The 23,904-nt window shown below is 62.0% G+C and carries 21 protein-coding genes; 9 read left to right on the top strand and 12 right to left on the bottom strand.

Features of this window, described 5'->3' with window-relative positions:
• Nucleotides 1–747, bottom strand: coding sequence for a lytic transglycosylase (locus tag K3759_RS05700; RefSeq protein ID WP_259984817.1), 747 nt, complete (start codon nucleotides 745–747; stop codon nucleotides 1–3).
• Between the two features lie 254 nt (nucleotides 748–1,001).
• Between K3759_RS05700 and K3759_RS05695 the strand changes: the two genes are divergently transcribed.
• From K3759_RS05695 to K3759_RS05680, 4 genes are all read left to right on the top strand, one after another.
• A complete protein-coding gene (locus tag K3759_RS05695; protein WP_259984815.1) occupies nucleotides 1,002–2,276 on the top strand; it encodes a hypothetical protein in 1,275 nt (424 codons plus the stop codon).
• Nucleotides 2,277–2,347: 71 nt separating this feature from the next.
• Entirely contained in the window at nucleotides 2,348–3,862 is a 1,515-nt protein-coding gene (gene gatB / locus K3759_RS05690; RefSeq protein ID WP_259984813.1) for an Asp-tRNA(Asn)/Glu-tRNA(Gln) amidotransferase subunit GatB, read from the top strand.
• Entirely contained in the window at nucleotides 3,859–4,344 is a 486-nt protein-coding gene (locus tag K3759_RS05685; RefSeq protein ID WP_259984811.1) for a thioesterase family protein, read from the top strand. Before gatB ends, K3759_RS05685 begins: the two co-directional genes overlap by 4 nt.
• A gap of 45 nt (nucleotides 4,345–4,389) precedes the next feature.
• Nucleotides 4,390–4,890: a DUF4177 domain-containing protein gene (locus K3759_RS05680; protein WP_259984809.1), complete on the top strand. Its 501-nt coding sequence runs from the start codon at nucleotides 4,390–4,392 to the stop codon at nucleotides 4,888–4,890.
• A gap of 9 nt (nucleotides 4,891–4,899) precedes the next feature.
• Here K3759_RS05680 and K3759_RS05675 read toward each other — a convergent pair whose 3' ends face one another.
• The gene (locus tag K3759_RS05675; protein WP_132444483.1) at nucleotides 4,900–5,157 is read right to left on the bottom strand and encodes a BolA family transcriptional regulator; all 258 of its coding nucleotides are present in this window, start codon (nucleotides 5,155–5,157) and stop codon (nucleotides 4,900–4,902) included.
• Between the two features lie 77 nt (nucleotides 5,158–5,234).
• Here K3759_RS05675 and K3759_RS05670 point away from each other — a divergent pair, with 77 nt between their 5' ends.
• A complete protein-coding gene (locus K3759_RS05670) occupies nucleotides 5,235–5,861 on the top strand; it encodes a J domain-containing protein (RefSeq protein WP_259984806.1) in 627 nt (208 codons plus the stop codon).
• A 131-nt stretch (nucleotides 5,862–5,992) separates the two neighbouring features.
• Entirely contained in the window at nucleotides 5,993–6,979 is a 987-nt protein-coding gene (gene cobS / locus K3759_RS05665) for a cobaltochelatase subunit CobS (RefSeq protein ID WP_007119442.1), read from the top strand.
• Nucleotides 6,980–7,055: 76 nt separating this feature from the next.
• Here the strand turns inward: cobS and K3759_RS05660 are convergent, their stop codons facing one another.
• On the bottom strand, nucleotides 7,056–7,901 hold the full coding sequence (locus K3759_RS05660) for a PRC-barrel domain-containing protein (protein ID WP_259984803.1): 846 nt from the start codon (nucleotides 7,899–7,901) through the stop codon (nucleotides 7,056–7,058).
• 215 nt (nucleotides 7,902–8,116) lie between these two features.
• Here K3759_RS05660 and cobT point away from each other — a divergent pair, with 215 nt between their 5' ends.
• Genes cobT through K3759_RS05645 form a run of 3 tightly spaced genes read left to right on the top strand, consistent with a single transcriptional unit; the run spans nucleotide 8,117 to nucleotide 12,201 of the window.
• Complete coding sequence (cobT, locus tag K3759_RS05655; protein WP_259984801.1) at nucleotides 8,117–9,991, top strand: cobaltochelatase subunit CobT; 1,875 nt, start codon at nucleotides 8,117–8,119, stop codon at nucleotides 9,989–9,991.
• Nucleotides 9,992–10,032: 41 nt separating this feature from the next.
• The gene (locus K3759_RS05650; protein WP_259984799.1) at nucleotides 10,033–11,823 is read left to right on the top strand and encodes an aminopeptidase P family protein; all 1,791 of its coding nucleotides are present in this window, start codon (nucleotides 10,033–10,035) and stop codon (nucleotides 11,821–11,823) included.
• Between the two features lie 33 nt (nucleotides 11,824–11,856).
• Complete coding sequence (locus tag K3759_RS05645) at nucleotides 11,857–12,201, top strand: DUF427 domain-containing protein (RefSeq protein ID WP_259984797.1); 345 nt, start codon at nucleotides 11,857–11,859, stop codon at nucleotides 12,199–12,201.
• 7 nt (nucleotides 12,202–12,208) lie between these two features.
• On the opposite strand, the gene K3759_RS05640 is transcribed toward K3759_RS05645, so the two are convergent.
• From K3759_RS05640 to murB, 9 genes are all read right to left on the bottom strand, one after another.
• Complete coding sequence (locus tag K3759_RS05640; protein ID WP_259984795.1) at nucleotides 12,209–13,894, bottom strand: chloride channel protein; 1,686 nt, start codon at nucleotides 13,892–13,894, stop codon at nucleotides 12,209–12,211.
• Nucleotides 13,895–13,956: 62 nt separating this feature from the next.
• On the bottom strand, nucleotides 13,957–15,627 hold the full coding sequence (gene recN, locus K3759_RS05635; protein ID WP_259984793.1) for a DNA repair protein RecN: 1,671 nt from the start codon (nucleotides 15,625–15,627) through the stop codon (nucleotides 13,957–13,959).
• Between the two features lie 32 nt (nucleotides 15,628–15,659).
• The gene (locus K3759_RS05630) at nucleotides 15,660–16,526 is read right to left on the bottom strand and encodes an outer membrane protein assembly factor BamD (protein WP_259984791.1); all 867 of its coding nucleotides are present in this window, start codon (nucleotides 16,524–16,526) and stop codon (nucleotides 15,660–15,662) included.
• Between the two features lie 241 nt (nucleotides 16,527–16,767).
• Nucleotides 16,768–17,691, bottom strand: a complete 924-nt coding sequence (gene lpxC / locus K3759_RS05625) for a UDP-3-O-acyl-N-acetylglucosamine deacetylase (protein WP_259984789.1) — start codon at nucleotides 17,689–17,691, stop codon at nucleotides 16,768–16,770.
• A gap of 207 nt (nucleotides 17,692–17,898) precedes the next feature.
• Nucleotides 17,899–19,509, bottom strand: a complete 1,611-nt coding sequence (ftsZ, locus tag K3759_RS05620; RefSeq protein WP_259984787.1) for a cell division protein FtsZ — start codon at nucleotides 19,507–19,509, stop codon at nucleotides 17,899–17,901.
• Nucleotides 19,510–19,683: 174 nt separating this feature from the next.
• Entirely contained in the window at nucleotides 19,684–21,018 is a 1,335-nt protein-coding gene (ftsA, locus tag K3759_RS05615) for a cell division protein FtsA (protein ID WP_093926621.1), read from the bottom strand.
• Nucleotides 21,019–21,048: 30 nt separating this feature from the next.
• Nucleotides 21,049–21,930, bottom strand: a complete 882-nt coding sequence (locus K3759_RS05610; protein ID WP_259984784.1) for a cell division protein FtsQ/DivIB — start codon at nucleotides 21,928–21,930, stop codon at nucleotides 21,049–21,051.
• Nucleotides 21,918–22,799: a D-alanine--D-alanine ligase gene (locus tag K3759_RS05605; protein WP_259985572.1), complete on the bottom strand. Its 882-nt coding sequence runs from the start codon at nucleotides 22,797–22,799 to the stop codon at nucleotides 21,918–21,920. Before K3759_RS05605 ends, K3759_RS05610 begins: the two co-directional genes overlap by 13 nt.
• A gap of 126 nt (nucleotides 22,800–22,925) precedes the next feature.
• Entirely contained in the window at nucleotides 22,926–23,873 is a 948-nt protein-coding gene (murB, locus tag K3759_RS05600) for a UDP-N-acetylmuramate dehydrogenase (RefSeq protein WP_259984782.1), read from the bottom strand.
• Nucleotides 23,874–23,904: the final 31 nt, after the last annotated feature.

Below are 23,904 nucleotides of genomic sequence, written 5' to 3'. Positions count from 1 at the left end.
TTACGGACGGCTGCGGGGCCGTGTCGCGTTCAATGGCTTGCAATAGGACTGCTGCCGCAGCCAGCGGGCCATATCCTCGCGTTTGGAGGCGCTGCGCATCGGGCCCCAATCCGCGCCAACACCGCGTCTGCCGTTTCCGGCAATCACCCCATCGCGCGGCACGGTCGTCGCCATGATCCGCACGGCACAGCTGAGGTTCGCGGCCCCATTCTTGAGACCGTCGCCGCTGCCCACGTTACACTTATACCCCCGCGCCGTGCCCGGCAGGATTTGCAACAGCCCATACCAGCGCCCACCGCCGCCCACGGCCCAAGACCGATAGGTGCTCTCATGTTTCGCCAGCGTCGACATGAACCCAACCCAAAAGGCGCGCCGCTGGCTGTCTGATGCTGTCGGATAGGCCGGGCACCACTCCTCCACATCGGCGGGCACCATATCTACCAAGGGCTTGCCATGAGACTTGAGCGCCGAGATCGCCGCCCGGGTCCAAAGCGAATGGCCCCGCATATGTTGCCAGCGGGTGCGCGGCAGATTGCCTGGGCGCGCGGGCGGGCGCAGTGATGTGGCAAAGGGCGCAGTCTCAAGCGCGGGCGGGTTCTCCTGCGGCTTGACTGTATCGGGGAAGGACAACGGCGCAGAGGCGGTCCGCACCACGGGCCCGGCCTCAGCCGTCGGAACGGGGGCGGGCTGTTTGAAAAGCTCGGCCCAGAGCAAACTTGGGCTTGCGCAGAGAAGCAGGGCAATCATGGCAGATTTCATGGGCGGCATAAGACCGCCCCAAAGGGCGCTTGGCAAGCGCGGCGGGGGCTGGGATCGGCAAATTTCCTCTGATCGCAATACAACGCGCCGCAGGGCGGCGGGATTGTCGCCTTGGGGCAGTCCAAAAGCTGCCCCAACCCGCTGCAGAAATTTCCCGAAAGCTCCGCAGGTCGGTCACGGTTCCGCCCCATTACGCGGGCTATTCTTAACCATCAGAAAACAGCAGGCAGGACCGGCCCAAGATGAAGAAAATTTCGCATATGATCCCGTCCGCCTTGCAAGGGTTCTTTGCCAAAACCGCGCCCCAAGCGCCTGAGCTTGCGCCACTAGAAATGCCGATGCTGCGCCGCCGTGCGCCGCGCGACGCGCTGCTGCGCATCGCCTGTCCCGACCCCACCGCCGAAGAGATGCAGCGCGACCGCCACCAATACCGCGCGCAATGGCTGGTGCGCCAAGAACGCTGGGAGGAGATGGCAGTCCTGCTCCATGACGCCGATATGAACCACGAAATGACGCCGGGGGCGATGCCGGTGGCCGAGTTGATGGCCTTTGGCGCGCGGGCGGATGTGATTCTCGCCGCGGAACATGCGCTTTATGATGGTAAACCGGCCAGCGACGCGCCTTTGATGGCCGGGATCGAAGCCTTGGAACATGTGCTGGCTGACCATGTTGGCAACCAAGTCATCGCGGTCATTGTGGCCCAAGCGCATATGGACATCGGCTGGGCGTGGCGCGGCACCGGCTGGGACAGCGATGTGCCCGCCCGCAACCACGCGGCCTTCGCGGCGCATTTTGAACGCGCCGAGCAAATCCTCGCGCCATTCGACAAGGACACAGCCAGCTCGCCCCTGCTCGCGGCGACGCACTGTGCCCTGCTTGGGGGAACCGGCGGTGACGCCCGCGCCGTGGCGGATCGCTACGCGCGGCTCATCGACCTGAACCCCGAAAACCCGCGCCCCATGCGGGCCATGGGCAACCACCTCCTGCCGCGGTGGCATGGCTCCTATGACCAATTGGAACTCGAGGCCCGCCGCACTGCCGCGCGGACCCAAGAGACATGGGGCGCGGGCGGCTATACGTGGGTGCAGTTTGACGCCATCAGCTGCGATGCGCGGGCCTGTGCCAACCTTGATGTGCCGTTTTTCATCGAAGGGCTGCGCGATATCCTTGCCCGCCGCCCCGATGCCCATACCGCGAACCTACTGGCCGCCTATTGCGCCAATACAATCGGTCAGGCCGCCCCTTCAGAAGATGCCGCAGGGGCCGTACGTGCCGAAATCGCCGATTGCGCGCGCTGGATCGTGCGGGATCACCTGACCGAACTGCACCCGATGCTCTGGGCCCATGCGGCGCGTGGCTTTGACAACAACCTGCGCGTTCGTTCTGCCAGCCGCTTTGCCGCCTCAGGAAGGGATGAGGCGATGCGCATCATTACCGGCCTGTTCCAGCGCGAGATTGATGCCGGCAAACGGGTCATTTTCACCGAAGGTCGCCGCCAGATTGCCCTGCCCGGCTAAGCCTGCCTCTTGAAGCGCGGCAGGCGCTCCAGTATGACCGGCCAAGTTCCAATTGACCGAAGGCGGCCGCGATGCTTGATCTGAGTTACGACACCCCGAAACCGCGCGTGATTGCCGGTGCCAAACATGACTGGGAACTGGTCATCGGGATGGAGGTCCACGCGCAGGTCGCGTCGAACGCCAAGCTGTTCTCGGGCGCGTCTACTCAATTCGGCGCCGAGCCCAACAGCAATGTGGCCTTTGTCGATGCCGCGATGCCGGGGATGCTGCCGGTGATCAATGAATATTGCGTCGAACAGGCCGTGCGCACCGGGCTGGGCCTTAAGGCCGAGATCAACCTGAAGTCCGCTTTCGACCGCAAGAACTACTTCTACCCCGATCTGCCGCAGGGCTATCAGATCAGCCAGCTCTACGAGCCCATCGTAGGCGAAGGCGAAGTGCTGGTCGAGCTTGGCGACGGCACTGCCCGTCTGGTGCGGATCGAGCGCATCCATATGGAGCAGGACGCGGGTAAGTCGATCCACGACATGGACCCGAACATGTCTTTTGTGGACCTGAACCGTACCGGCGTCTGCCTGATGGAAATCGTCTCGCGCCCCGACATCCGCGGGCCTGAAGAGGCCGCCGCCTACCTTGGCAAACTGCGCCAGATCCTGCGTTACTTGGGCACCTGCAACGGCGACATGCAGTCAGGCGCGATGCGCGCGGATGTGAACGTGTCGATCTGCCGTGTCGGACAATATGAGAAATATCAGGAAACGCAGGACTTCTCTCACCTAGGGACCCGTTGCGAGATCAAGAACATGAACTCCATGCGTTTCATCCAGCAAGCCATTGAAGTCGAAGCAAAACGCCAGATCGCGATTGTCGAGGCGGGTGGCGAAGTGGTGCAGGAAACGCGTCTCTTTGACCCCGACAAGCAAGAGACACGCTCCATGCGTTCCAAGGAAGAAGCGCATGACTACCGCTACTTCCCCGACCCCGATCTGCTGCCGCTGGAGATCGAGCAGGCTTGGGTGGATGAGATTGCTGCGAACCTGCCGGAACTGCCCGACCAGAAAAAAGCGCGGTTTATCGGTGACTTCGGGCTGAGCGACTATGACGCTTCCGTTCTGACCGCTGACCTCGACAGCGCGGGCTATTTTGAGGCCGTGGCGCAGGGCCGTGATGGCAAGATGGCCGCGAACTGGGTGATCAACGAACTCTTCGGTCGTCTGAAGAAAGACGACAAGGGCATCACCGAAAGCCCGGTCACCCCGGCGCAGCTTGGCAGCATCGTCGATCTGATCGCGTCAGATGCGATTTCTGGCAAGATCGCCAAGGAAGTCTTTGAAATCACCTATACAACTGGCCGCGACCCGGCAGAGATCGTCGAGACCGAGGGCCTGAAGCAGGTCACAGACACCAGGGCGATTGAAACGGCAGTGGATGAAATCATCGCCGCCAACCCCGATCAAGTCGCCAAGGCGCAGCAGAACCCGAAGCTCGCGGGTTGGTTCGTCGGTCAGGTGATGAAAGCCACAGGCGGCAAGGCCAACCCCAAGGCGGTCAACGAAATCGTGTCGCGCAAGCTCGCCCTGCAATGAGCGACGCCCCGGTCCCCTTCCGTTCGGACGAGATGACGGTTCTCCCCGAATGGATCGACTTCAATGGTCATTTGAACATGGCCTATTACAACGTCCTGTTCGATCAGGGCGTTGACCAAGCCTATGGCGAAATCGGTCTGGGGCCAGAATACCAGCGCACGGGCTGCACCACCTATGTGGCCGAATTCCACGTCTGCTATCTGCGCGAGCTGCATGAGGGTGACCGCGTCTATACGACCTTCCAATTGCTCGACCATGACGAGAAGCGATTTCACAGTTTTCAGGAGCTTTGGCACGTCGACGGTTGGCTCGCCGCTACCGCCGAGGGGCTGACGCTGCATGTGGATCAGTCCGGGCCGCGGGTGGCCCCCATGCCGCAGCATATCCTGACACGTCTTGAAGAGATGCGCCGTATCCACGCCCAATTGCCCAAACCGGCGCAAGCGGGACGGAGCATCGGCATCCGCCGCAAAATCGCCTGAAATTCACCTGACGCGGCTCATGTCGCCAAAACTGCCGAGGTCAATATGCGCTACGAATACAAGATTCTTCCCGCCCCCACCAAAGGGCAGAAGACCAAAGGTCTGAAAGCCCCCGAGGCGCGCTTTGCCAATACGTTGGAAGAGTGTCTGAACGAACAGGCCGCCGAGGGCTGGGAGTACCAGCGGGCCGAAACGCTGCCGTCGCAAGAACGGTCTGGCCTGACCTCAACGACGACAGAATGGCGCAATGTGCTGGTGTTCCGCCGCTTGGCAAATGCGGCCAGCCAGCCGGACGATACCGATCTGCTGCCGTCCCCCGCCGTTGCTGCAACACCTGCACTGGCCGCCACGATTGAAGGCGACGACACGGCGCTTCAGGCCGATGCACCCGCCTCCATCACGCCTGAGGATGACGCGCCCGTAAAAGAGGAACCCGCCGAAGTGGCGACACCTCCTGCCTTTCTCTCCGGCACCTCGGCAAAGGAAGCGTCGGAAGCATCTTCGCCGGAAAAAACCGACGAAGATGAGGATAAATCAAAGCCCTGAGAACGGGCCTTATTCGTCCAGATCCAGCGCCAGCGCATGAATGCGCCCCATCAGATCCGGCCCCAAGGCATTGTGCACCGCACGGTGCCGCGCCAGCCGGTTCTGACCCTTGAAACGCTCTGAACGGATGCGCACGTTAAAGTGGCTTTCGCCCCCTTCTTGAAACCCGGCATGACCGCGATGGCTTTCGCTGTCATCCACCACATCCAATTCTCGCGGCGCAAATGCGGCTTCCAGCCGGTCTGAAATCTCTTGTGTTGTCGACATGTTTTTTACCTCGGCCCCCTTCAATCCTGCGACGCAGGGTATATGGTGACCGGCCTGAGTCGGAAAGGTCTATCCACATGCCAAAAGCTGATCCCTTCGGATTCGACATGTCCGTGTCGTCGTCCAAAAAGAAAAACCCCCGCGGCCGTCGCGGCATGTCCGGGGCTTCGGAAACCTCGACCCGGATTTGCGACCATGAGGGCTGCGAGGAAGCGGGCAAGTTCCGCGCGCCGAAAGCGCCGGATGTGCTGGATGATTACTTCTGGTTCTGCCAGCAGCACGTACGCGAATATAACTCCAAGTGGAGCTTCTTTGACGGCACCACTGAGGCTGAGTTGAACGCACAAATGTCCAAGGACAAGGTTTGGGAGCGGACCACCAAGCCGCTCGGCGATCCTGAGCAGCGCGCATGGGCGCGTCTTGGCATCGAAGACCCGCATCAGGTCTTGGGCAAGAACGCCACCCAGAACCCGGGCAAAGGCCAGCAAGCGGGCCGCCGCCTGCCCCCGACCGAGCGCCGCGCGATCGAAATTTTGGAGGCCAAGGACACTTGGACCAAGCCTGAGGTGCGCAAATCCTACAAAGCGCTCATCAAGGTGCTGCACCCTGACATGAACGGCGGCGACCGCAGTCAGGAAGAGCAGTTGCAGCTGGTGGTTTGGGCTTGGGATCAGATCAAGGGCAGCCGCAACTTTAAGGACTGATCCAAGCGCCAGACCAATGGGTGCTTGCGGATAATGCCAGTTGCCCCCTTCCCCTTGCGGATAGGCACGATATGTTGCACCAGATACGCGCGCGGCCCGAACTCCGCGCCTGAGAAAAAGGATGACGAGCGATGGCTGACGGCGCACTGGAACAGAACATGAGACCCACCGAAGAGCTTTCGGTGCGCGACGTTTTCGGCATCGACTCCGATATGATCGTCAAGGGTTTCCCTGAGCGTACCAACCGCGTGCCGGACATCGACAGCACCTATAAGTTTGACCCCGACACCACGCTGGCGATCCTTGCGGGTTTTACCCACAACCGTCGTGTGATGATCCAAGGCTACCACGGAACCGGCAAATCGACCCATATCGAACAGGTCGCCGCGCTGCTGAACTGGCCCACCGTGCGCGTCAACCTCGACAGTCACATCAGCCGGATCGACCTGATCGGCAAAGACGCGATCAAACTGCGCGACGGCAAGCAGGTTACTGAATTCCACGAAGGCATTCTTCCTTGGGCACTGCGCAACCCGACAGCGATCGTGTTCGATGAATATGACGCGGGCCGCGCCGATGTGATGTTCGTGATCCAACGCGTGCTGGAGCATGACGGCAAGCTGACCCTGATGGACCAGAACGAGATCATCACTCCGCACCCCTACTTCCGCCTTTTCGCCACGGCCAACACCGTCGGTCTGGGCGACACCACGGGTCTTTACCATGGCACCCAGCAGATCAACCAAGCGCAGATGGACCGTTGGTCGCTCGTCGCTACGTTGAACTACCTCAGCATAGACGCCGAGACCGCGATCGTGCTGGCCAAAAACCCGCATTACAATACTGAAAAGGGCCGCAAGACCCTCAAGCAGATGGTCACGGTGGCCGACCTGACCCGGACCGCTTTCATGAATGGCGAGCTGTCGACGGTGATGAGCCCGCGGACCGTCATCGCATGGGCGCAGAACGCGGAAATCTTCCGCAACGTGGGCTATGCCTTCCGCCTGTCCTTCCTCAACAAATGTGACGAGTTAGAGCGCCAGACCGTGGCGGAGTTCTACCAGCGCCTGTTTGACGAGGAACTGCCCGAGAGCGCGGCGAGCCTAAGTCTGGGCTGATCCGCAAAGACCGTCGGACAAAAATAAAGGAGCGCTGATATCAGCGCTCCTTTTTCGTTCCGCCTCTGGCCATAGTTTAGTTGGCAGGCGCAGTCTCAGTACCGACCGCATTGGGGTCTTGCGGGGCAGCATTCTCAAGCGCTTGCTGCTCGGCTTCCATATCCTGCGCGGTTTTGAACGCTTCCGCGGCCTCAAGGTCGGTCTTGGTGGCCGAAGACACCAGACGCAGCGTGCCGCTTTCGTCCGTCATGGTCGACAGGCTGTCCATTTTTACAGCTACCCACTTTTCACCCATGCCGAGGAAACCACCGACACCGATCACAACACCTTCGACGGTGCCATCAAGATTGACGATCAGATCTTCCACATCGCCGATTTTTTCACCGGCGTCGGAATAGACGTTGCTGCCAATTAGATCGTCGGCAAGAATCGTGTTCTCGCTCTGCATGGTGATCTGACCTTCTACCGGCTTGGCAATTTCCTCTGCCGGAGCTTCGGCGGTTGCGTCAGCGGGGGCTGTGGTATCGCTCATCGGCTCTGTCGCCGGAGCCTCGGCCGTGTCTTCAGTCATCGGCTCTGTCGTAGCCGGTGCTTCGGCACTATCGGTGGCGGCGTCCGTGTCAGGTGCCTCTGCGGTATCGGCCTCCATCTCGGCGTCAGCCTCAGGCGCTTCAGCCGTATCGGCTTCCATTTCCGCATCGCCTTCGGGCGCTTCGGCAGTGTCGGTCTCCGTCTCGGCCTCTACCGCATCATCGCGCGCTGTGGCCTCACCGCTCTGTGTTGCCTCATCGGTCTGAGGCGCTTCGGCGGTGGCTTCGTCAGTCGCGGGCTTTGTGGCGTCCTGCGCGGTGGCGGCCAGAGGGACGGCACCCAAAACAGCGATCATGGCCAGACGGCTCGCATGTTGCATGAAATTGGTCATTTCCTTACTCCTACTTGCTGAGACGCGTTGCTGCCAGGGTTCAGAGAGGCACCGGTGCGTCGACTGCTGGGGAAATGCTGATCTTGGGCTGGGGGTTCCCGCTTAGCGGGTGACATGGGCGGAAACTGGCGCATTTTGTGCACTGGCCCTGCCCCTTTGACCCTTCTGCGAAAACCTGCCAAACCTCTTATCAAAGCTGACAAAGGCATGGGCTCATGAAGAAATCCGACAACCCCGCTGACGCGTTCAAAAAGGCCCTCGCTGAGGCGACCAAGGTGATGGCCGATGACGCCGATCTGAACGTCAGCTACTCCGTTGATCCTTCAGGGCTTTCCGGTGATGCGATGCGCCTGCCGCAGGTCAGCCGACGGATGACCCGCGAGGAGGTTTTACTGGCCCGCGGCACCGCCGATGCGCTGGCGCTGAACCGCCGCTATCACGATGACGCGACCCATGCCCGTTATGCGCCCCAAGGCGACATGGCACGCGAGCTGTATGAGGCGATGGAAACCGCGCGTTGCGAGGCGATGGGCGCGCGCGACATGCCCGGCACGGCGGGCAATATCGACGTAAAGATCAAACATGACGCGCTGCGCAAGGGCTACGATCAGGCCAAACAGGCCAGTGACGTGCCGCTCTCCGTCGCGGCGGGCTATATGGTGCGCCATCTCGCCACCGGGCGTCCGCTGCCTGCAGGCGCCGAGAACGCCATGGAGCTTTGGCGCGGCTTTATTGAGGATCAGGCGGGCGGCACGCTGGAGGGGCTCGACGGCAGCCTCGCCGATCAGGCCGATTTCGCACGGTTGGCGCGCAAGATGATCTCTGATCTTGGCTATGGCGATCAGCTGGGCGACGACCCCGACCAACAGGATGAGGATCAAGAGGATCAGGCCGAAGAGGGTTCTGAGGAAGAGCAAGACCCTGACAGCACCGGTCAAGACGATCAGGACGAGGAAGAGGCCGAAGGCACGCCCGAGAACAGCCAAGAGCAGCAGCAGGATGAAAGTCAGGCGCAGGTCTCGATGGATGATGAGGCCGATCAGGAATTGGGCGACGAGGCCGATATGCCCGAGGGCGACGCGCCCATGGACCCGCCGCCCCCGCCGCCCGTCTCAGACGCCGACCCAGAGTACCGCGTCTATCTGGGTGAGCATGACGAGGTGATCGGGGCCGAGGAACTGGCCGAGCCCATCGAATTGGAACGCCTGCGCGCCTATCTGGATCAGCAACTTGAGCCTCTCAAAGGTGCGGTGGGCCGGCTGGCCAACAAGCTGCAACGCCGCTTGCAGGCGCAGCAGAATCGCTCTTGGGAGTTTGACCTTGAGGAAGGCACGCTGGATGCGGGCCGTCTGGCGCGAGTGGTGGCCAACCCCACCACGCCGCTCAGCTTTAAGGTTGAGAAAGATACGGAGTTCCGCGACACCGTGGTGACGCTGCTGCTGGATAACTCCGGCTCCATGCGCGGGCGGCCCATCTCCATCGCTGCGATCTGCGCCGATGTCTTGGCGCGGACCTTGGAGCGCTGCAATGTGAAGGTCGAGATCCTCGGCTTCACCACCCGTGCGTGGAAGGGTGGTCAGGCGCGGGAGGCGTGGTTGAACGACGGACGCCCGGCGCAGCCCGGACGGCTGAATGATCTGCGGCATATCATCTATAAATCCGCTGACGCCCCTTGGCGGCGGACCCGAGACCACCTTGGTCTGATGATGAAAGAGGGTCTGCTGAAAGAGAATATCGACGGCGAGGCGCTGGAATGGGCGCACCGTCGCATGTTGGCACGGCATGAGGCGCGCAAGATCCTGATGGTGATCTCGGACGGTGCCCCGGTGGATGACAGCACGCTATCGGTGAACCCGGCCAGCTATCTGGAAAAACATCTCCGCGATGTGATCGCCATGGTCGAAAAACGCCGCGCGGTGGAACTGCTGGCGATTGGCATCGGCCATGATGTGACGCGATATTACGACCGTGCCGTGACGATTACGGATGTGGATCAGTTGGCGGGGGCGATGACCGAGCAGCTCGCCGCGCTTTTTGACAGTGATCCGCGCAAACGGGCGCGTGTCATGGGCATGCGTCGCGTCAGTTGAACCGTCGGACGGTATTTGAAAAAAGGATGAAGGAGGGGCGTGTGTTCCAAAGTTTCGAGGTCACCGCGCGCCCTGAGCAGGGGCCGCCGCGGCTGGCGGCGCTGCGTGCAGAATTGCTGCGCGCGGGATTGGACGGGTTTCTGGTGCCGCGCGCCGATGCGCATCAAGGGGAATATGTCGCCCCGCGCGATGATCGGTTGGCGTGGCTCACGGGATTTACCGGCTCCGCCGGGTTTTGTGCAGCACTGCAGGGCGTTGCGGGGGTCTTTATCGACGGGCGCTATCGCACACAGGTCAAGGCGCAGGTGGCGGATGTCTTTACGCCCGTGGCATGGCCCGAGGTGTCTTTGGCCGATTGGTTGAAGGACCAGCTGCCTGAGGGCGGTGTGGTTGGTTTTGATCCCACGTTGCATACGCCGGGGCAGATGGATCTGTTGGTGGAAGCCTTGGACGGCTCTGGGATTGAGTTGCGGCGCACTGAGAACATGGTGGATCGGCTTTGGGCCGAGCAGCCCGCCGCCCCGATGGGCAAGGTGTCCGTGCATCCTGAACGTTTTGCCGGGGAGAGCCATCACGTCAAGCGGCATCGTTTGGCGGCGGACCTGCGGGAGGCGGGGCAGAAGGCGGCGTTGATTACCCTTCCCGACAGCCACAACTGGTTGTTGAACATTCGCGGGCAGGACATTCCGCGCAATCCTGTGGCCCATGGCTTTGCCGTCTTGCATGACGACGCGCGGGTTGATCTGTTTATGGCGGCCGAGAAACTGGCGGATGTGGCGGACCATTTGGGGCCGGAGGTGTTGCAGCATGACCCCGCGGGCCTGCCTGATTACCTGCGCGCGTTAGAAGGGCCGGTGCGGCTTGATCGGCAGTCGGCTCCGGTCCTGTTTGCGGATCTGCTGGGCGACCGGGCTGAGGCCGGAGAAGACCCCTGCGCTTTGCCCAAGGCCTGCAAAAATGAGGCCGAGATTGCCGGGGCTGCAGAGGCACATTTGCGGGACGGCGCGGCGATGGTGGAACTGCTCGCCTGGTTGGATGCGCAGACGCCCGGCACGGTCACCGAAACACAGGTGGTGCGGCAGTTGGAAGGTCTGCGGGGCCGGGACCCTTCTCTGCGCGACATCAGCTTTGAGACGATCTCTGGCACCGGGCCGAATGGGGCGATCATCCATTACCGGGTGAACGAAGAGACTGACAGTGTGCTGCAAGACGGGCATCTGTTGGTGCTTGATAGTGGCGGTCAGTATCTTGATGGGACCACAGATATCACCCGCACCATCGCCATCGGCACGCCCGATCCTGAGGCATGTAGCGCCTTTACCCGGGTGCTCTCGGGGATGATCGCCATGAGCCGTCTACGCTGGCCACGTGGGCTGGCCGGGCGAGATATCGAAATGTTGGGTCGTTTGCCGCTTTGGATGGCGGGGCAGGACTTCGACCACGGTCTGGGCCATGGTGTTGGCGCATATCTATCGGTCCATGAGGGGCCGCAGCGGTTGAGCCGGATGAGCCATGTGCCGCTGGAGCCCGGTATGATCCTCAGCAATGAGCCGGGCTATTACCGCGAGGGGGCCTTTGGCATTCGTATCGAGAACCTGCTGGTAGTGCAGGAGGCGCCCGCCCTGCCCGGCGGTGACGCGCATCGCAAGATGCTCGATTGGCGCACCCTGACGCATGTGCCGATTGATCGGCGCTTGATCGATATCAAGGCGCTCAGCCCCGAGGCACGCGATTGGCTGAACCGCTATCACCGCGACGTTGCGGAAAAGATCGGGCCGCGGGTATCACCTGTTACAAAACTGTGGTTGGATGCGGCAACGGCGCCCCTGTGAGCGTCCGATTTCAGTAAAAAAGGGGGGTACGGCATGTCCGACCATATTACGATTACTCCGGCCCAGGGCACATGGGTTGTCCGCGCTGGCGGGGCGGTGCTGGGTGAGAGCACAGGCGCGCTGGAACTGCGCGAGGGGGACTATCCCCCGGTTATCTATTTCCCGCGCGGTGATATCGCGATGGCCTTCCTTGATGGTACAGATAAGACCACCCATTGCCCCCATAAGGGCGAGGCCAGCTATTTCTCGGTCGTGACCAAAAGCCGCACCTTGGAAGATGCCGTCTGGTCTTACGAAGACCCCAAAGAGGATATGGCGGCGATCAAGGGTTATCTGGCTTTCACCCCAATGGAAGAAATCGCCATCGAACGTATCTGACGGCTGCTCAGGAATGCTCCTCGGCCGCGGTGGCGGCGAGGGCCCGGTTATAGGCCTTCAGCGCATCGACATGAAACAGCGCGCCCAGCAATTCGGGCGGTGCGTCTGCGCTGAGGGTGACCACCGGGATGAAGTTGGAATGGGTCTGGTCAAACAGCGGCAGGGCGGCCTCAAGCGTGGCGCTGCCGTCGATATAGGTGCCCTTGTCGATCAAATCCCAACAGGCGTCTTCTGAGGCGGTGTCCTCGTCATCTGGGCGGCGCATGATCCGACCCACCATAAACATCGACAGCAGATAGGCCTGCGGCCCCGCCGCCAGATGGATGCCGCGCCGTTCCATCTGGGTGAGGAAGAACGAGCGGTCCACCAGTTTTGACGCCAGTGCGGTGGACATGCTGACGGCGACCATGACCGCGAGGCCAGTTTGCCAGTCACCCGTCATTTCAAAAACGATAAGCGTGGTTGAGATCGGCGCGCCGAGCACGGCGGCGGCCACGGCCCCCATGCCCGCCAGCGCATAGAGCGAGGAAGAGCCGGAGATCTCGGGGAATACACCCGTGGCGATGATCCCGAAGCCCAGCCCGGTCAGCGCGCCCAGCATGAGCGAGGGCGAGAACACCCCGCCCCCCATGCGCCCGCCCAAGGTGATCGCCACGGCGGCGACTTTGAGCACGGCAAAGATGATCGCCTCATGCAGCACCAATTCCCCCACTAAGGCGCGGGAGGTCGTTTCATAGCCCACGCCGATGATATGTGGGAACCATAGGGCGATAATGCCAAGGATCGCCCCTGCCACCGCCGGGCGCAGCCAGCGCGCCAGTCCGGTGCGGGCTTGGAGGTAGTTGCCGAAATCCTCGGCCCAGAAGATCGCGCGCATCAGCACGACCGAGACCAGACCGCAGGTCAGACCCAGAAGCAGGAAGGCGGGCAGTTCGACGTAAAATTGCACATCGCCGAGGCTTGGAAGGACGAACTCTGTCAGCCCGCCGAACTCCAGCCGGTTGATGACGGTGCCTGCTGCCGAAGCGATGACGATGGGCGCAAAGGCATGGACCGCGAAATGTCGCAGCACGACTTCTAAGGCAAAGAGTGCACCGGCGATGGGGGCGTTAAAACTGGCCGAGACCGCCGCCGCCACCGCGCAGCCCAGAAGGTCACGGCCGGTGATCCCATCGGCTTTGATAAAACGGCTGACCTTGGTCGAGATCACGGCGGCAAGATGTACCACTGGCCCCTCTCGACCCGAAGAGCCGCCCGTGGAGAGGGTAATGAGCGAGGCCAACGCCGATGCCACCCCGGCGCGGGTTTCAACGCGCCCGTCGTGCATCGCCGCGCCGAGGATCACATCGCCCACACTGCGCGCGCGCCCGTCGCGGGTGAAACGGTGCAAGATCAGCCCTACGAGCAGCCCGCCGAACGTCGGGATCAGCACCACCCAATACCACGGCAAACCGGCGAGAAAGCTGTGTAGGAATTGTACATCGTCGGTGCCATAGAGCGTGGCCTGCAACCAGTTGATCCCTTTGCGGAAAAACAGCGCGGCGAAACCTGCGGCGATGCCCACCAGCAGGGCGATGAACCAAAAGGTGATCTTGCCCGGCCCGCGCGTGCGCAGCACTTTCCAACCCTGTTTGCAGCCGCCAAGCGCCTGATCGAATTGGTGTGAAAAGAATGCGTTATCTTGCGGAGGCATGGGACTTTAACCAGTTGGGCTCTTCCTGTCTAAGACAAGCTGACCTTAGGTAAAACCGTCATTTATGACGTCGTCGCGCCCTTTTGCCCGTTCAGCAGCACCTCAGCCGCCGCGCGGGCCGCATCGGTGATGGTATCGCCCGCGAGCATCCGTGCAACTTCGTCCACCCGCTCTTCGGGGGCGAGAGGTGTGACGGTCGAGGTGGTCATGCCTTTGGACACCGATTTGGCCACGCGCCAGTGATGCGCGCCAAGGGCGGCGACCTGCGGCGAATGGGTAACGACCAGCACCTGCCCCTCAGCCGCAAGCGCCTTCAAACGGCGGCCAACCGCGTCAGCGGTGGCACCCCCTACCCCGCGGTCGATCTCGTCAAAGATCAGGGTGAGGCCGGATTGGCTTTGTGTCAGGCAGACTTTGAGCGCTAATAGGAACCGACTGAGTTCCCCACCCGAGGCGATCTTGCCAAGGGGGCCAGCCGGTGCGCCGGGGTTGGTTGCTACAGTGAACGACACCGCATCGCGCCCGTCGGGGCCGGCGGGTTCCTCAGTCAGCTGCGTCTCGAAAACCGCGCGTTCCATCTTGAGGGGGGCAAGCTCTGCCGCAACGGCCTTGTCGAGTTTGGCCGCCGCCTTGCGCCGCTTTTCGGTAAGGGCTGCCGCGCGTTCGTCGTAAAGCGCCTGCGCATCGCGCACGGCTTTTTCCAGCCCGGCCTGTGCCGCCTCACCCGCGTCGAGCGCGTCAAGTTTAGCGCGCAGCGTATCGGCAAAACCGGCCAGTTCATCGGGCTGCACGTCATGTTTTCGGGCCAGCCCCCGGATCGCAAAAAGCCGCTCTTCGCAGGTTTCTAGTTCATAGGGATCGAAGGACATCCCGTCGATCGCATCGGCCACGCCAGACATCGCTTCGTCCAGTTCCACCATCGCACGGTTAAGCGCGGCGAGGGGGCCTTCCAGCGCGCCTTCGGCCTTGTCGGCCACCCCATCGAGCCAGCGCAGCGCGTCGCCCATGGCGGTCTCTGCCCCGCCTTGGCCCAGAAGCTCATAGGCATTGATCACATCACGGCGGATTTTCTCCGCGCCCTGCATCTGGCGGCGGCGGGTGTCGAGGGTGGCCTCCTCGCCTGCCTCAGGGTTCAGTTTATCTAGCTCCGCCACGGCATGGCGCAGGAACTCTTCCTCAGCCGCGATGGCCTCGCGTTCGGCGGCGGCAGCGGCGGCTGCCTTGCGGGCCGTGCCCAATGCCGCCCATGCTGCGCGAACCTCAGCAATCGCGCGGTCATTTCCAGCGTAATCATCCAGAATGGACCGGTGGCCGCGCGGGTTCAGCAAGCCACGGTCGTCATGCTGGCCATGCAACTCCACCAAAGTCTCAGACAGCCGCCGCAGCACCTCGCCCGAGCAGCGCCGGTCATTGACCCAAGCGGTCTTGCGCCCGTCGGACGTGTTGATGCGGCGCAGGATCAGTTCGTCACTGGCAGGCAGCCCCGCCTCTTCGAGCACGGCATGAGCCGGGTGGCCCTGCGGCAGATCGAACCAAGCGGTCACCTCGCCCTGATCGGCCCCTTGGCGCACCAGATCGGCGCGGCCGCGCCAGCCCAGAACAAAGCCAAGCGAATCCAGCAAGATAGACTTTCCCGCCCCGGTTTCACCGGTCAGCACATTCAGACCCGGTTGGAAGCCAAGTTCCAGCCGGTCGATGATCAGCATGTCCGAAATATCAAGTCCGCGCAGCATCTAGAACCGTCGGATGGGCGACCCCACCCCCCTTAAAGCCACTCGCCCTTGATGGTTTGGCGATAGGCTGCACCCAGCCAGTTGTCTTTGTAAAAGGCAGGCGCAAGCCCGCGCCCGGTCAGCAGCTTGTAGCTGTCCTCATACCATTCCGAGCCACGGTAGTTGTGGCCTAGGATGGCACCCGCCGTCTGCGCCTCATGGTTCAGCCCCAGCGAAAGATAGGATTCCACCAGTCGGTGCAGCGCTTCTGCGGTATGGGTCGTGGTCTGGAAATCCTCGACCACCACGCGGAAGCGGTTGATCGCGGCGGTATAGTGATCGCGGCGCAGGTAATAGCGGCCGATCTCCATCTCCTTGCCCGCCAGATGGTCGAAGGCGAGGTCGAACTTCAGCACCGCAGAGCGGGCATATTCGCTGTCAGGGTAGCCTTCGATCACAGCGCGCAGCGATTGCAGCGCTTGAAAGGTCAGACCCTGATCGCGACCCACTTCGTCGATCTGGTCATAGTAGCTCAGCGCCAGAAGGTACTGCGCATAAGCGGCGTCATCTTCGGCGGGGTAGAAATCGATGAACCGCTGCGCGGCGGAGCGGCTGTTGGGGTAGTCCTGATCCTTGTGATAGGCAAACGCCTGCATGATCAGCGCGCGTTTGGCCCATTCGGAATAGGGATAGAGGCGCTCGATCTCGGCGAAATAAAACGCCGCCTCACCGGGGTTGTTGTTGGTCAGCTCATATTCGCCGCGCTCAAAGATCTGCTCGGCTGAATAGGTCTCAAGCGGGATTTCCTGCGGGTTGAAAAAGCTGCCGTCAGAGCGTCCGTCACCACCGCCGCAGGCCGCCAATGTTGCGACCAGAAGCACCGCACTGATCGTCCGCTTGCGCGATCCTGCTACCGTCATGCCCGCACCCCTTGCATCGTCCAACCCATGGTCTTTGACCCTCTTGCGCATGTGACTAGCACAATAAACTGCGTTGCAAAACGCCCATTCCACCCCCGCCCGCAGCCGGGCGCGCGGTGGCGCGTCGCTGGGTCAGGCTTGTCACTTCAGCTTAGTGAATACAAGGCATTGGCGGGGCGTTCAATGGCACTTCGCCAGCCTGGGACCCTGCCGTTTGAGAGACGCCCAACCTGCCGCGAGGTCAGGCAACCTGCGGAATTTCACCCCAGATCAGACCAGAGCCGGGCAGCCGCGCCGTTTGGGCAGCGTCACAGGGCACCAGACGCACGGCGTCCGGTGTGGCAAAGAGCGCGCGCAGCAGCGTGTTGGTCAGCGAGTGCCCCGCGCGTTTGCCTTCGTAATGGCCAAGCAGCGGTGCCCCCGCCAGCGCCAGATCGCCAAGCGCGTCGAGCATCTTGTGGCGCACAGGCTCATCCGCGTGGCGCAGGCCACCGGGGCTGACAACCGCATCGCCGTCGAAAACCACTGCGTTCTCACCCGCCTCACCGCCAAGCGCCAGACCGTTGGCCTGCATCGCTTCGACATCGGCCTGACGGCAGAAGGTGCGGCTGTCGCAAAGCTCACGTGCGAAAGAGCCATTATTCATCGTCAGCGATTTATGCTGATGGCCGATGGCGGCATCGGCGAAATCGATTTCAAAGTCGATCCGCAGCGTATCAGCGGGAGAGATCGTCGCCGAAGCGTCGCCGTCCTGCACGGTCACGGTTTTCAGCACCTCAAAAGCCATTACAGGGGCCGCAAGCTGGCGCAGGCCGCGCTGCATGATGCCACGCACGAAGGGCAGAGAAGAGCCATCGAGGATCGGCACTTCTGGGCCGTCGATCTCAATCAAAAGGTTGTGGATGCCACAGCCCGCCACGGCGGCCATCAGATGCTCAACAGTAGAGATCGACAGGCCAGTGGGGTTTTCCAGCTTGGTGCACAGCGGCGAACGGTCCACCGCGTCCCAACGGGCTGGGATCAGGCGATCGCCGACAGCCACATCGCTGCGCGAGAACCAGATGCCGTGGTGGGCAGACGCCGGGCGCAGAGTCACGGTGGCCGGCATGCCAGAGTGCAGGCCTGTGCCAGTAAAGCTTACTGCTGATTTGATCGTTGTCTGCACCGGGTCATCCTCAAGCTTCGAACATCTTATTGTGTGTTGAACTCTGGATTAAGGTGCTGGTTCGTTTTGCTCAACTCAATCTTTGCAACGGTCTGAAACATGCCCGTAACATTTGGGCGCTAGCGTGCCGACCCCATTGCAAGGAATTGTTATAAAACGAAAAAGGGCCGCCCCAAGGCGACCCTTCGTTCATCTATCGTGATCGGATCAATTGGCCTGACGGCGCAAGAACGCGGGGATTTCGATGCGCTCTTGATCGGGATCACTGCTTTCCTGCGGCTGTGGCGCCGCAGCAGAGGCACGAGTCTGCACCGGAGGCTGCTGACGCGCGGGGCGGGCCTGTGTTTCGCCTTCGGCATGGCCGGTCATCCGGTTGATCAGAGAGTTGATGCCAAAGCGACCCTTGTCGCCCTGCTCACCCTGCTGCTGCTGGGCCTGACGGTGCTGTTCGGGCGCTGCTTTCTGCGCAGCGGCGCGCAAGCGGGCCAGCGCCTCGGGGGATGGTGTGCCGGGTGTCGGGGCGCGTGGTGCAACGAAGGCTTCGGGCTGAGCTTCGATCGCTTCTTCCTGACGCGGCTCAAATGCGGCGACTTCGGGCTGATAAGCCGGTGCGGGCAGACCGTCGTCGTCTTCGACAACGTTCTCTTCCTCATAACGGTCTTGATCGCGCTGTACCGGCTGAAGGTCTTGGAACAGTGCGGCCTGCTCAACTTCCTGTTTCATCTCGCCAGCGATCGGTGCGGCAGCGGGTGCTTGTGCAGCAGAGGCCTGCGCCACATCGTCAACCGATACGTTCTGGCGCAGCGGCTGGCTCATGGAGCGGCGCGGGACCGGCATTTCGGTGTTCACATCAGTGGCGTCGATACCGGTGGCAACAACGCTGACGCGCATGAGGCCACCAAGGCTCTCATCCAGCGTGGAGCCGACGATGATGTTCGCCTCAGGGTCGACTTCTTCGCGGATACGGTTAGCCGCTTCGTCGAGTTCGAAGAGGGTGAGGTCGTGGCCACCAGTGATGTTGATGAGAACGCCCTTGGCACCACGCAGGCTGATTTCGTCCAGCAGCGGGTTGGCGATGGCCTTTTCGGCGGCCTGGATGGCGCGATCTTCGCCCTCGGCCTCGCCTGTGCCCATCATCGCCTTGCCCATTTCGTCCATCACGGCGCGAACGTCGGCAAAGTCGAGGTTGATCAGGCCCGGACGGACCATCAGGTCGGTCACGCCCTTCACACCTTGGTACAGCACGTCATCGGCGAGCGAGAAGGCTTCGGTGAAGGTGGTCTTTTCGTTGGCCAGACGGAACAGGTTCTGGTTGGGGATGATGATCAGCGTGTCGACGACCTTTTGCAGGGTCTCGACGCCCTCCTCGGCCTGACGCATGCGCTTGGCACCCTCAAACTGGAAGGGCTTGGTCACGACGCCAACGGTCAGCACACCCAGTTCGCGGGCCGCTTGGGCGATGATCGGGGCCGCACCTGTCCCGGTGCCGCCGCCCATGCCTGCGGTGATGAAGCACATATGCGCGCCGGCAAGATGGTCGACGATCTGCTCGATGCTCTCTTCGGCAGCGGCGGCGCCGACGCTAGCACGGGCGCCCGCGCCCAGACCTTCGGTGACCTTGATGCCAAGCTGAACGCGGTTGTCGGCCCGGGCCTGCTGGAGCGCCTGGGCGTCGGTGTTCGCCACAACGAAGTCAACGCCGTCGAGCTCTTTTTCGATCATGTTGTTGACCGCGTTGCCGCCCGCCCCGCCAACACCAAAGACGGTGATACGGGGTTTCAGATCATCTTGTCCTGGCATTGAAAGGTTGAGTGTCATGTGCTGTCCGCCTGTCCAGTTGCCCGCATCCCGCGGGGGTTTTTTCGACCAAATTTACCCGACCCTACCGGCCTAGGGCCGGATCGTCACCTAAAAAACGTCATTTTGACGCTAAATATGGGCAAAATCTTGCCTGTTTCCGCCTTATCTCGGGCCTGACACCCGATATTGGGGTCACCAGTTGTCTCTAAACCATTTCACCGCCCGCTTGAGCGAGCGTGACGGGTAGCGGTCGGCAGGGATGTCGAAATCCCACCACTCGTCCTGAGGATGCGCCGCAAAGAGCGCGAGGCCCACGGCACTAGCAAAGCCCGGCCCGGTTGCCGCCTGTGGCAGGCCGTGCACACGCAGCGGACGCCCCAGACGGACCTGCTGGCCAAGGATCTTGCTGGCCAGCCCATCAAGCCCCGGTATCTGGCTGCCCGCCCCGGTAAGTACAATCTGTTGGCTGGGCAAGTGGTCAAAACCGGCAGCATCCAGCCGAACGCGGACTTCTTCGAGGATCTCTTCGACGCGCGGGCGCATGATGCCGATCAGCTCGGCCCGGCTGGCGGTGCGGCGGTCGTGTTCGTAATCGCCCGTTTCGCCGCCGATCTCGATCATGTCACGGTCGTCCATGCCGGTCGCATGTACCCCGCCATAGAAGGTCTTAATCCGCTCGGCATTGGCCATCGGCACCTGCAGGCCCATGGAGATGTCAGAGGTGACGTGATCCCCGCCCATACGCACGGTATCGGCATAGATCATATGTTTCTTGATAAAGATCGACACGCCGGTGGTGCCGCCACCAAAGTCGATACAGGCCGCGCCGAGTTCCTGCTCGTCCTCAACCAGCGCCGAAATACCCGAAGCGTAGGAGGATGAGGCGATCCCGGCCAGTTCCAGATCACAGCGTTTGATGCAATGCGCGAGGTGTTGGACCGTATCGGCATCGACAGTGAGCATATGCATGTCGACGGACAGGCTGTTGCCCAACTGGCCGCGCGGATCGGCCAGACCGCTGCGGTGATCCAGCGCAAAGTTCACCGGCTGGGCGTGCAGCACTTCGCGGCCCTCGCCGTACTCCGGCACGTCGCAGCCTGCGAGGACGCGGGCCACATCTTGCTCCGAGACCGACTGCCCCTCCAGCTCCACCGAAGCGTCAAGGCCATAGCTGCGCGGCTCCCCGCCCGAGAAACAGGCGATGACATGGTCGACCCGGATACCGGCCATCTTCTGCGCCGCCTGAAGGGCAGTGCGGATCGCGCGCTCGGTCTCGCCCATGGCGCAGATCTCACCAAAGCGGACCCCGCGCGAGCGGGTGGTCGCAGCCCCGATGACCCGGAACCCCGATTGCCCGGCCAATGAGCCGATGTCGCCATTCTCTCCGTCATGGGTAATGCCGTCAAACCGCAGCACCAGACAGGCGATCTTGGAACTGCCCACATCCAAAATGGCCACCACCCCGCGTTGGATCGCCAATTTGCGCATGTGCCGCATCGAACGCTGACTGTCGTATAGGTCCATCATTTCGTTACTGTCCCGATTCCAATGGCCATCTTACTGGCCGGAAAGCTGCCTGATGTGCCACCATTCGCGGGTGGCATCTTCGTTCATTCTTAGGGTTGGTCTTGCCGCCAACCGCATATCCACACGCGCCACATCCCGCGTGAGAACCTCTTGTGCGCCTTCCAGCGCGATCACCCGTTCCAGCGCTTGCAGCGCATTTTCTTCGGGCAACATGATCGTCTGGTTACGATCCAGCACCACGTCCCAGCGGCGCCCTCCGACGCGGACCAAGCCGCGCAGACGGTCACCCAGTACGTTCGCCGCGGCAATTAGCTTGAGCGCCTCTGGTACCGCCTTGGCGGCCCCTGCCCCGGCGATCAAGGGTAGATCGGCATGGTCGCGCCGCGCCTCGATCCGTGCCACATGAACACCTGTGTTGTCCACCAGCGCCAGCCCAGTCTCACTCCGCCAAACAGCGACGGGCACGCGCGGAATGACGTCGATTTGCAGCACGCCTCCGGGGCGGATGCGTACATTAGCCTGTTTGACGCCGTCGATGCTGGTGATCTTCTCGCGGACCTGCGGCAGATCAAGATCGAAGGAAGACAGCGGAAATTCCAGCGGCAAGGCGGTGCGAATTTCGGTCGACACCAGGTCGCTCGCACCGTCAATGGCCATGAGCTTGACCATGAATTCTGGCCGTTCTTGGATGCTGGCGCGGACGTCGGCGATGGCCTGCACCACGGTGCCGCGCCGCTCTTCATCCGCCATATAGATCGTGCCCGCCAGCAGGCTCACTGTGAAAGGCAGGCCGACGCGCAGAGCAAAGCGAAAGCCGGGCGTCAACATCAAGCGCTGCATGCGCCAAGACCAACGCGATGGAGCGGGATCGGCTTTACCTGTCTCAGGCCGGCGGCGGATCAGCGAGCGCATGAGGCGTCCTCCACCATCCAAGCGCAGAGCTCAGGGAATGAAATGCCGCAGGCCGCAGCTTGCTCGGGCGAGAGCGAGGTGGCGGTCATACCGGGCTGGGTGTTGGTCTCAAGCAGGATCAACCCTTCGGCACCACGCGTCTCGTCCCAGCGAAAATCAGTACGGCTGATGCCTTTACAGCCAAGCGCCTCATGGGCGCGGCGGGCATAGTCGAAACATAGATCGGTAATCTCTTGCGGCAGATCGGCAGGCACCACATGGCGCGAGCCGCCGGGCTTATACTTCGCGTCGTAGTCGTACCAACCAGTGGTGATGATATCCGTCACGGCAAGCGCGCGTTCCCCCATCACGGTGGTGGTCAGCTCGCGCCCCGGTGCGAAAGTCTCAACCATCACCTCGGCAGGCATATCATCGGATAGCTGCGGCGGGCCGTTGTTTTCCTTGGCCACCAGATAAACGCCGACCGAGGAGCCTTCGTTATTGGGTTTGACCACATAGGGCGGTGCCATCACATGGTCTGCCATGACATCGGCCTTCGGCGCGATAATGCTCTCCAGCACCGGCAGCCCCGCGTGGCGGAACACATCCTTAGACCGCTGCTTGTCCATCGCCAGCGCCGAGGCCAGCACACCGGAATGGGAATAAGGGATATGGAGCCACTCAAGCAGCCCCTGCACACAGCCATCTTCGCCCCAACGGCCATGCAGGCAATTCAAAACGGCATAGGGCTGAAGATCGGTCAGGACGGCAGCGAGGTCGCGGCCAGCATCGACCTCGATCACGTTATATCCGCCATGTTCCCGCAAGGCAGCGGCGCATGCACGCCCACTGGACAGAGACACCTCACGCTCAGCCGAGGGGCCACCCATCAATACCGCCACTGTCGGGGTCTGTCCGCTCGACTTACCCACCTAAGTGCCTCTTCGCCTTGGGCCGTTTGCGGCCCCTATCATTGTTATCGTTGCTTTGCCGTCTCTTAGCTGTTGCCTAACGGCCTAGCCCTGCGACACCGGATCACCCAATTTTTCACCGATGCGCATGATTTCCCATTCTAGCCTTATACCGCTTGAAGCGTAAACCTTTTTTCGCACCTCTTCGCCCAATGTCTCAAGATCATGGGCCGTCGCCTCGCCGGTGTTGATGAGGAAGTTAGAGTGCATCGGGCTCATCTGTGCGCCGCCTACGGTGGCCCCGCGCATTCCGGCATCGTCAATCACCTTCCACGCCTTCAGGTCGTGCACATCATCAGCCTTCCCGGTGGAAGAGAAACCTGCCGGGTTACGAAAGGTCGATCCGGCGCTCCGGTCCTTGGTCGGTTGCGTTTCATCGCGTTTGGCAAGCTGCTCCTCCATCCGCGCGTGAAGCGCCTCCGGCTCCCCCTTGGGTGGTGCAAAGGTCGCGCTGATCAGCACCGCACCGGGCGATAAATCAGACTGCCGGTAGCGAAAATTCAGGTCATCGGCGGTGAGTGTCACCACCTCGCCCGCGCGGGTCACGGCCTGAGCAGAGACGAAATGATCCGCCGTGTAGGTGCCGTAGCAACCCGCATTCATGCGCAACGCTCCGCCGATGCTGCCGGGGATGGTGCGCAAAAAGGTCAGGTCAAGCCCCGCGTCCGCCGCCTTGCGGGCCACATGGGCGTCCAGCGCCGCCGCGCCCGCGGTCACCCGGTCGCCCTCTATCTCAATGCTGTTAAAGCCACGACCCAGACGGATCACCACCGCCCGCAGCCCGCCGTCACGCACGATCAGATTACTGCCCACCCCCATGGGGTAAACCGTAACACCCTGTGGCAGGCGGCGCATGAAGAGGCACAGATCCTCCACATCGGCAGGTTGGAACAGATAATCCGCAGGACCGCCAACGCGCAGCCATGTCAGGTCGCTCAGGTTTCGGTTCGGTGTCAGCCTGCCGCGCAGGTCGGGGATATTCAGCGTATTCATGGCGCGGGACTTAGCTCATTTCCACGACAGA

It is taken from the genome of Sulfitobacter sp. W027, assembly GCF_025143985.1.
Taxonomy (GTDB): Bacteria; Pseudomonadota; Alphaproteobacteria; order Rhodobacterales; family Rhodobacteraceae; genus Sulfitobacter.
This window is presented reverse-complemented; position numbering and strand designations above follow the sequence as displayed.

Bases quoted from the DNA above. Each gene is read 5' to 3' on its own strand.
- ftsA (WP_093926621.1), bottom strand. From the start codon at position 21,018: ATGATGGACCTATACGACAGTCAGCGTTCGATGCGGCACATGCGCAAA.
- recN (WP_259984793.1), bottom strand. From the start codon at position 15,627: ATGCTGCGCGGACTTGATATTTCGGACATGCTGATCATCGACCGGCTG.
- murB (WP_259984782.1), bottom strand. From the start codon at position 23,873: ATGAATACGCTGAATATCCCCGACCTGCGCGGCAGGCTGACACCGAAC.
- K3759_RS05685 (WP_259984811.1), top strand. From the start codon at position 3,859: ATGAGCGACGCCCCGGTCCCCTTCCGTTCGGACGAGATGACGGTTCTC.
- gatB (WP_259984813.1), top strand. From the start codon at position 2,348: ATGCTTGATCTGAGTTACGACACCCCGAAACCGCGCGTGATTGCCGGT.
- K3759_RS05695 (WP_259984815.1), top strand. From the start codon at position 1,002: ATGAAGAAAATTTCGCATATGATCCCGTCCGCCTTGCAAGGGTTCTTT.
- K3759_RS05700 (WP_259984817.1), bottom strand. From the start codon at position 747: ATGATTGCCCTGCTTCTCTGCGCAAGCCCAAGTTTGCTCTGGGCCGAG.
- ftsZ (WP_259984787.1), bottom strand. From the start codon at position 19,509: ATGACACTCAACCTTTCAATGCCAGGACAAGATGATCTGAAACCCCGT.
- K3759_RS05605 (WP_259985572.1), bottom strand. From the start codon at position 22,799: ATGGGTGGCCCCTCGGCTGAGCGTGAGGTGTCTCTGTCCAGTGGGCGT.
- K3759_RS05675 (WP_132444483.1), bottom strand. From the start codon at position 5,157: ATGTCGACAACACAAGAGATTTCAGACCGGCTGGAAGCCGCATTTGCG.
- K3759_RS05610 (WP_259984784.1), bottom strand. From the start codon at position 21,930: ATGCGCTCGCTGATCCGCCGCCGGCCTGAGACAGGTAAAGCCGATCCC.
- cobS (WP_007119442.1), top strand. From the start codon at position 5,993: ATGGCTGACGGCGCACTGGAACAGAACATGAGACCCACCGAAGAGCTT.
- K3759_RS05645 (WP_259984797.1), top strand. From the start codon at position 11,857: ATGTCCGACCATATTACGATTACTCCGGCCCAGGGCACATGGGTTGTC.
- K3759_RS05680 (WP_259984809.1), top strand. From the start codon at position 4,390: ATGCGCTACGAATACAAGATTCTTCCCGCCCCCACCAAAGGGCAGAAG.
- K3759_RS05630 (WP_259984791.1), bottom strand. From the start codon at position 16,526: ATGACGGTAGCAGGATCGCGCAAGCGGACGATCAGTGCGGTGCTTCTG.
- K3759_RS05670 (WP_259984806.1), top strand. From the start codon at position 5,235: ATGCCAAAAGCTGATCCCTTCGGATTCGACATGTCCGTGTCGTCGTCC.
- cobT (WP_259984801.1), top strand. From the start codon at position 8,117: ATGAAGAAATCCGACAACCCCGCTGACGCGTTCAAAAAGGCCCTCGCT.
- K3759_RS05660 (WP_259984803.1), bottom strand. From the start codon at position 7,901: ATGACCAATTTCATGCAACATGCGAGCCGTCTGGCCATGATCGCTGTT.
- K3759_RS05640 (WP_259984795.1), bottom strand. From the start codon at position 13,894: ATGCCTCCGCAAGATAACGCATTCTTTTCACACCAATTCGATCAGGCG.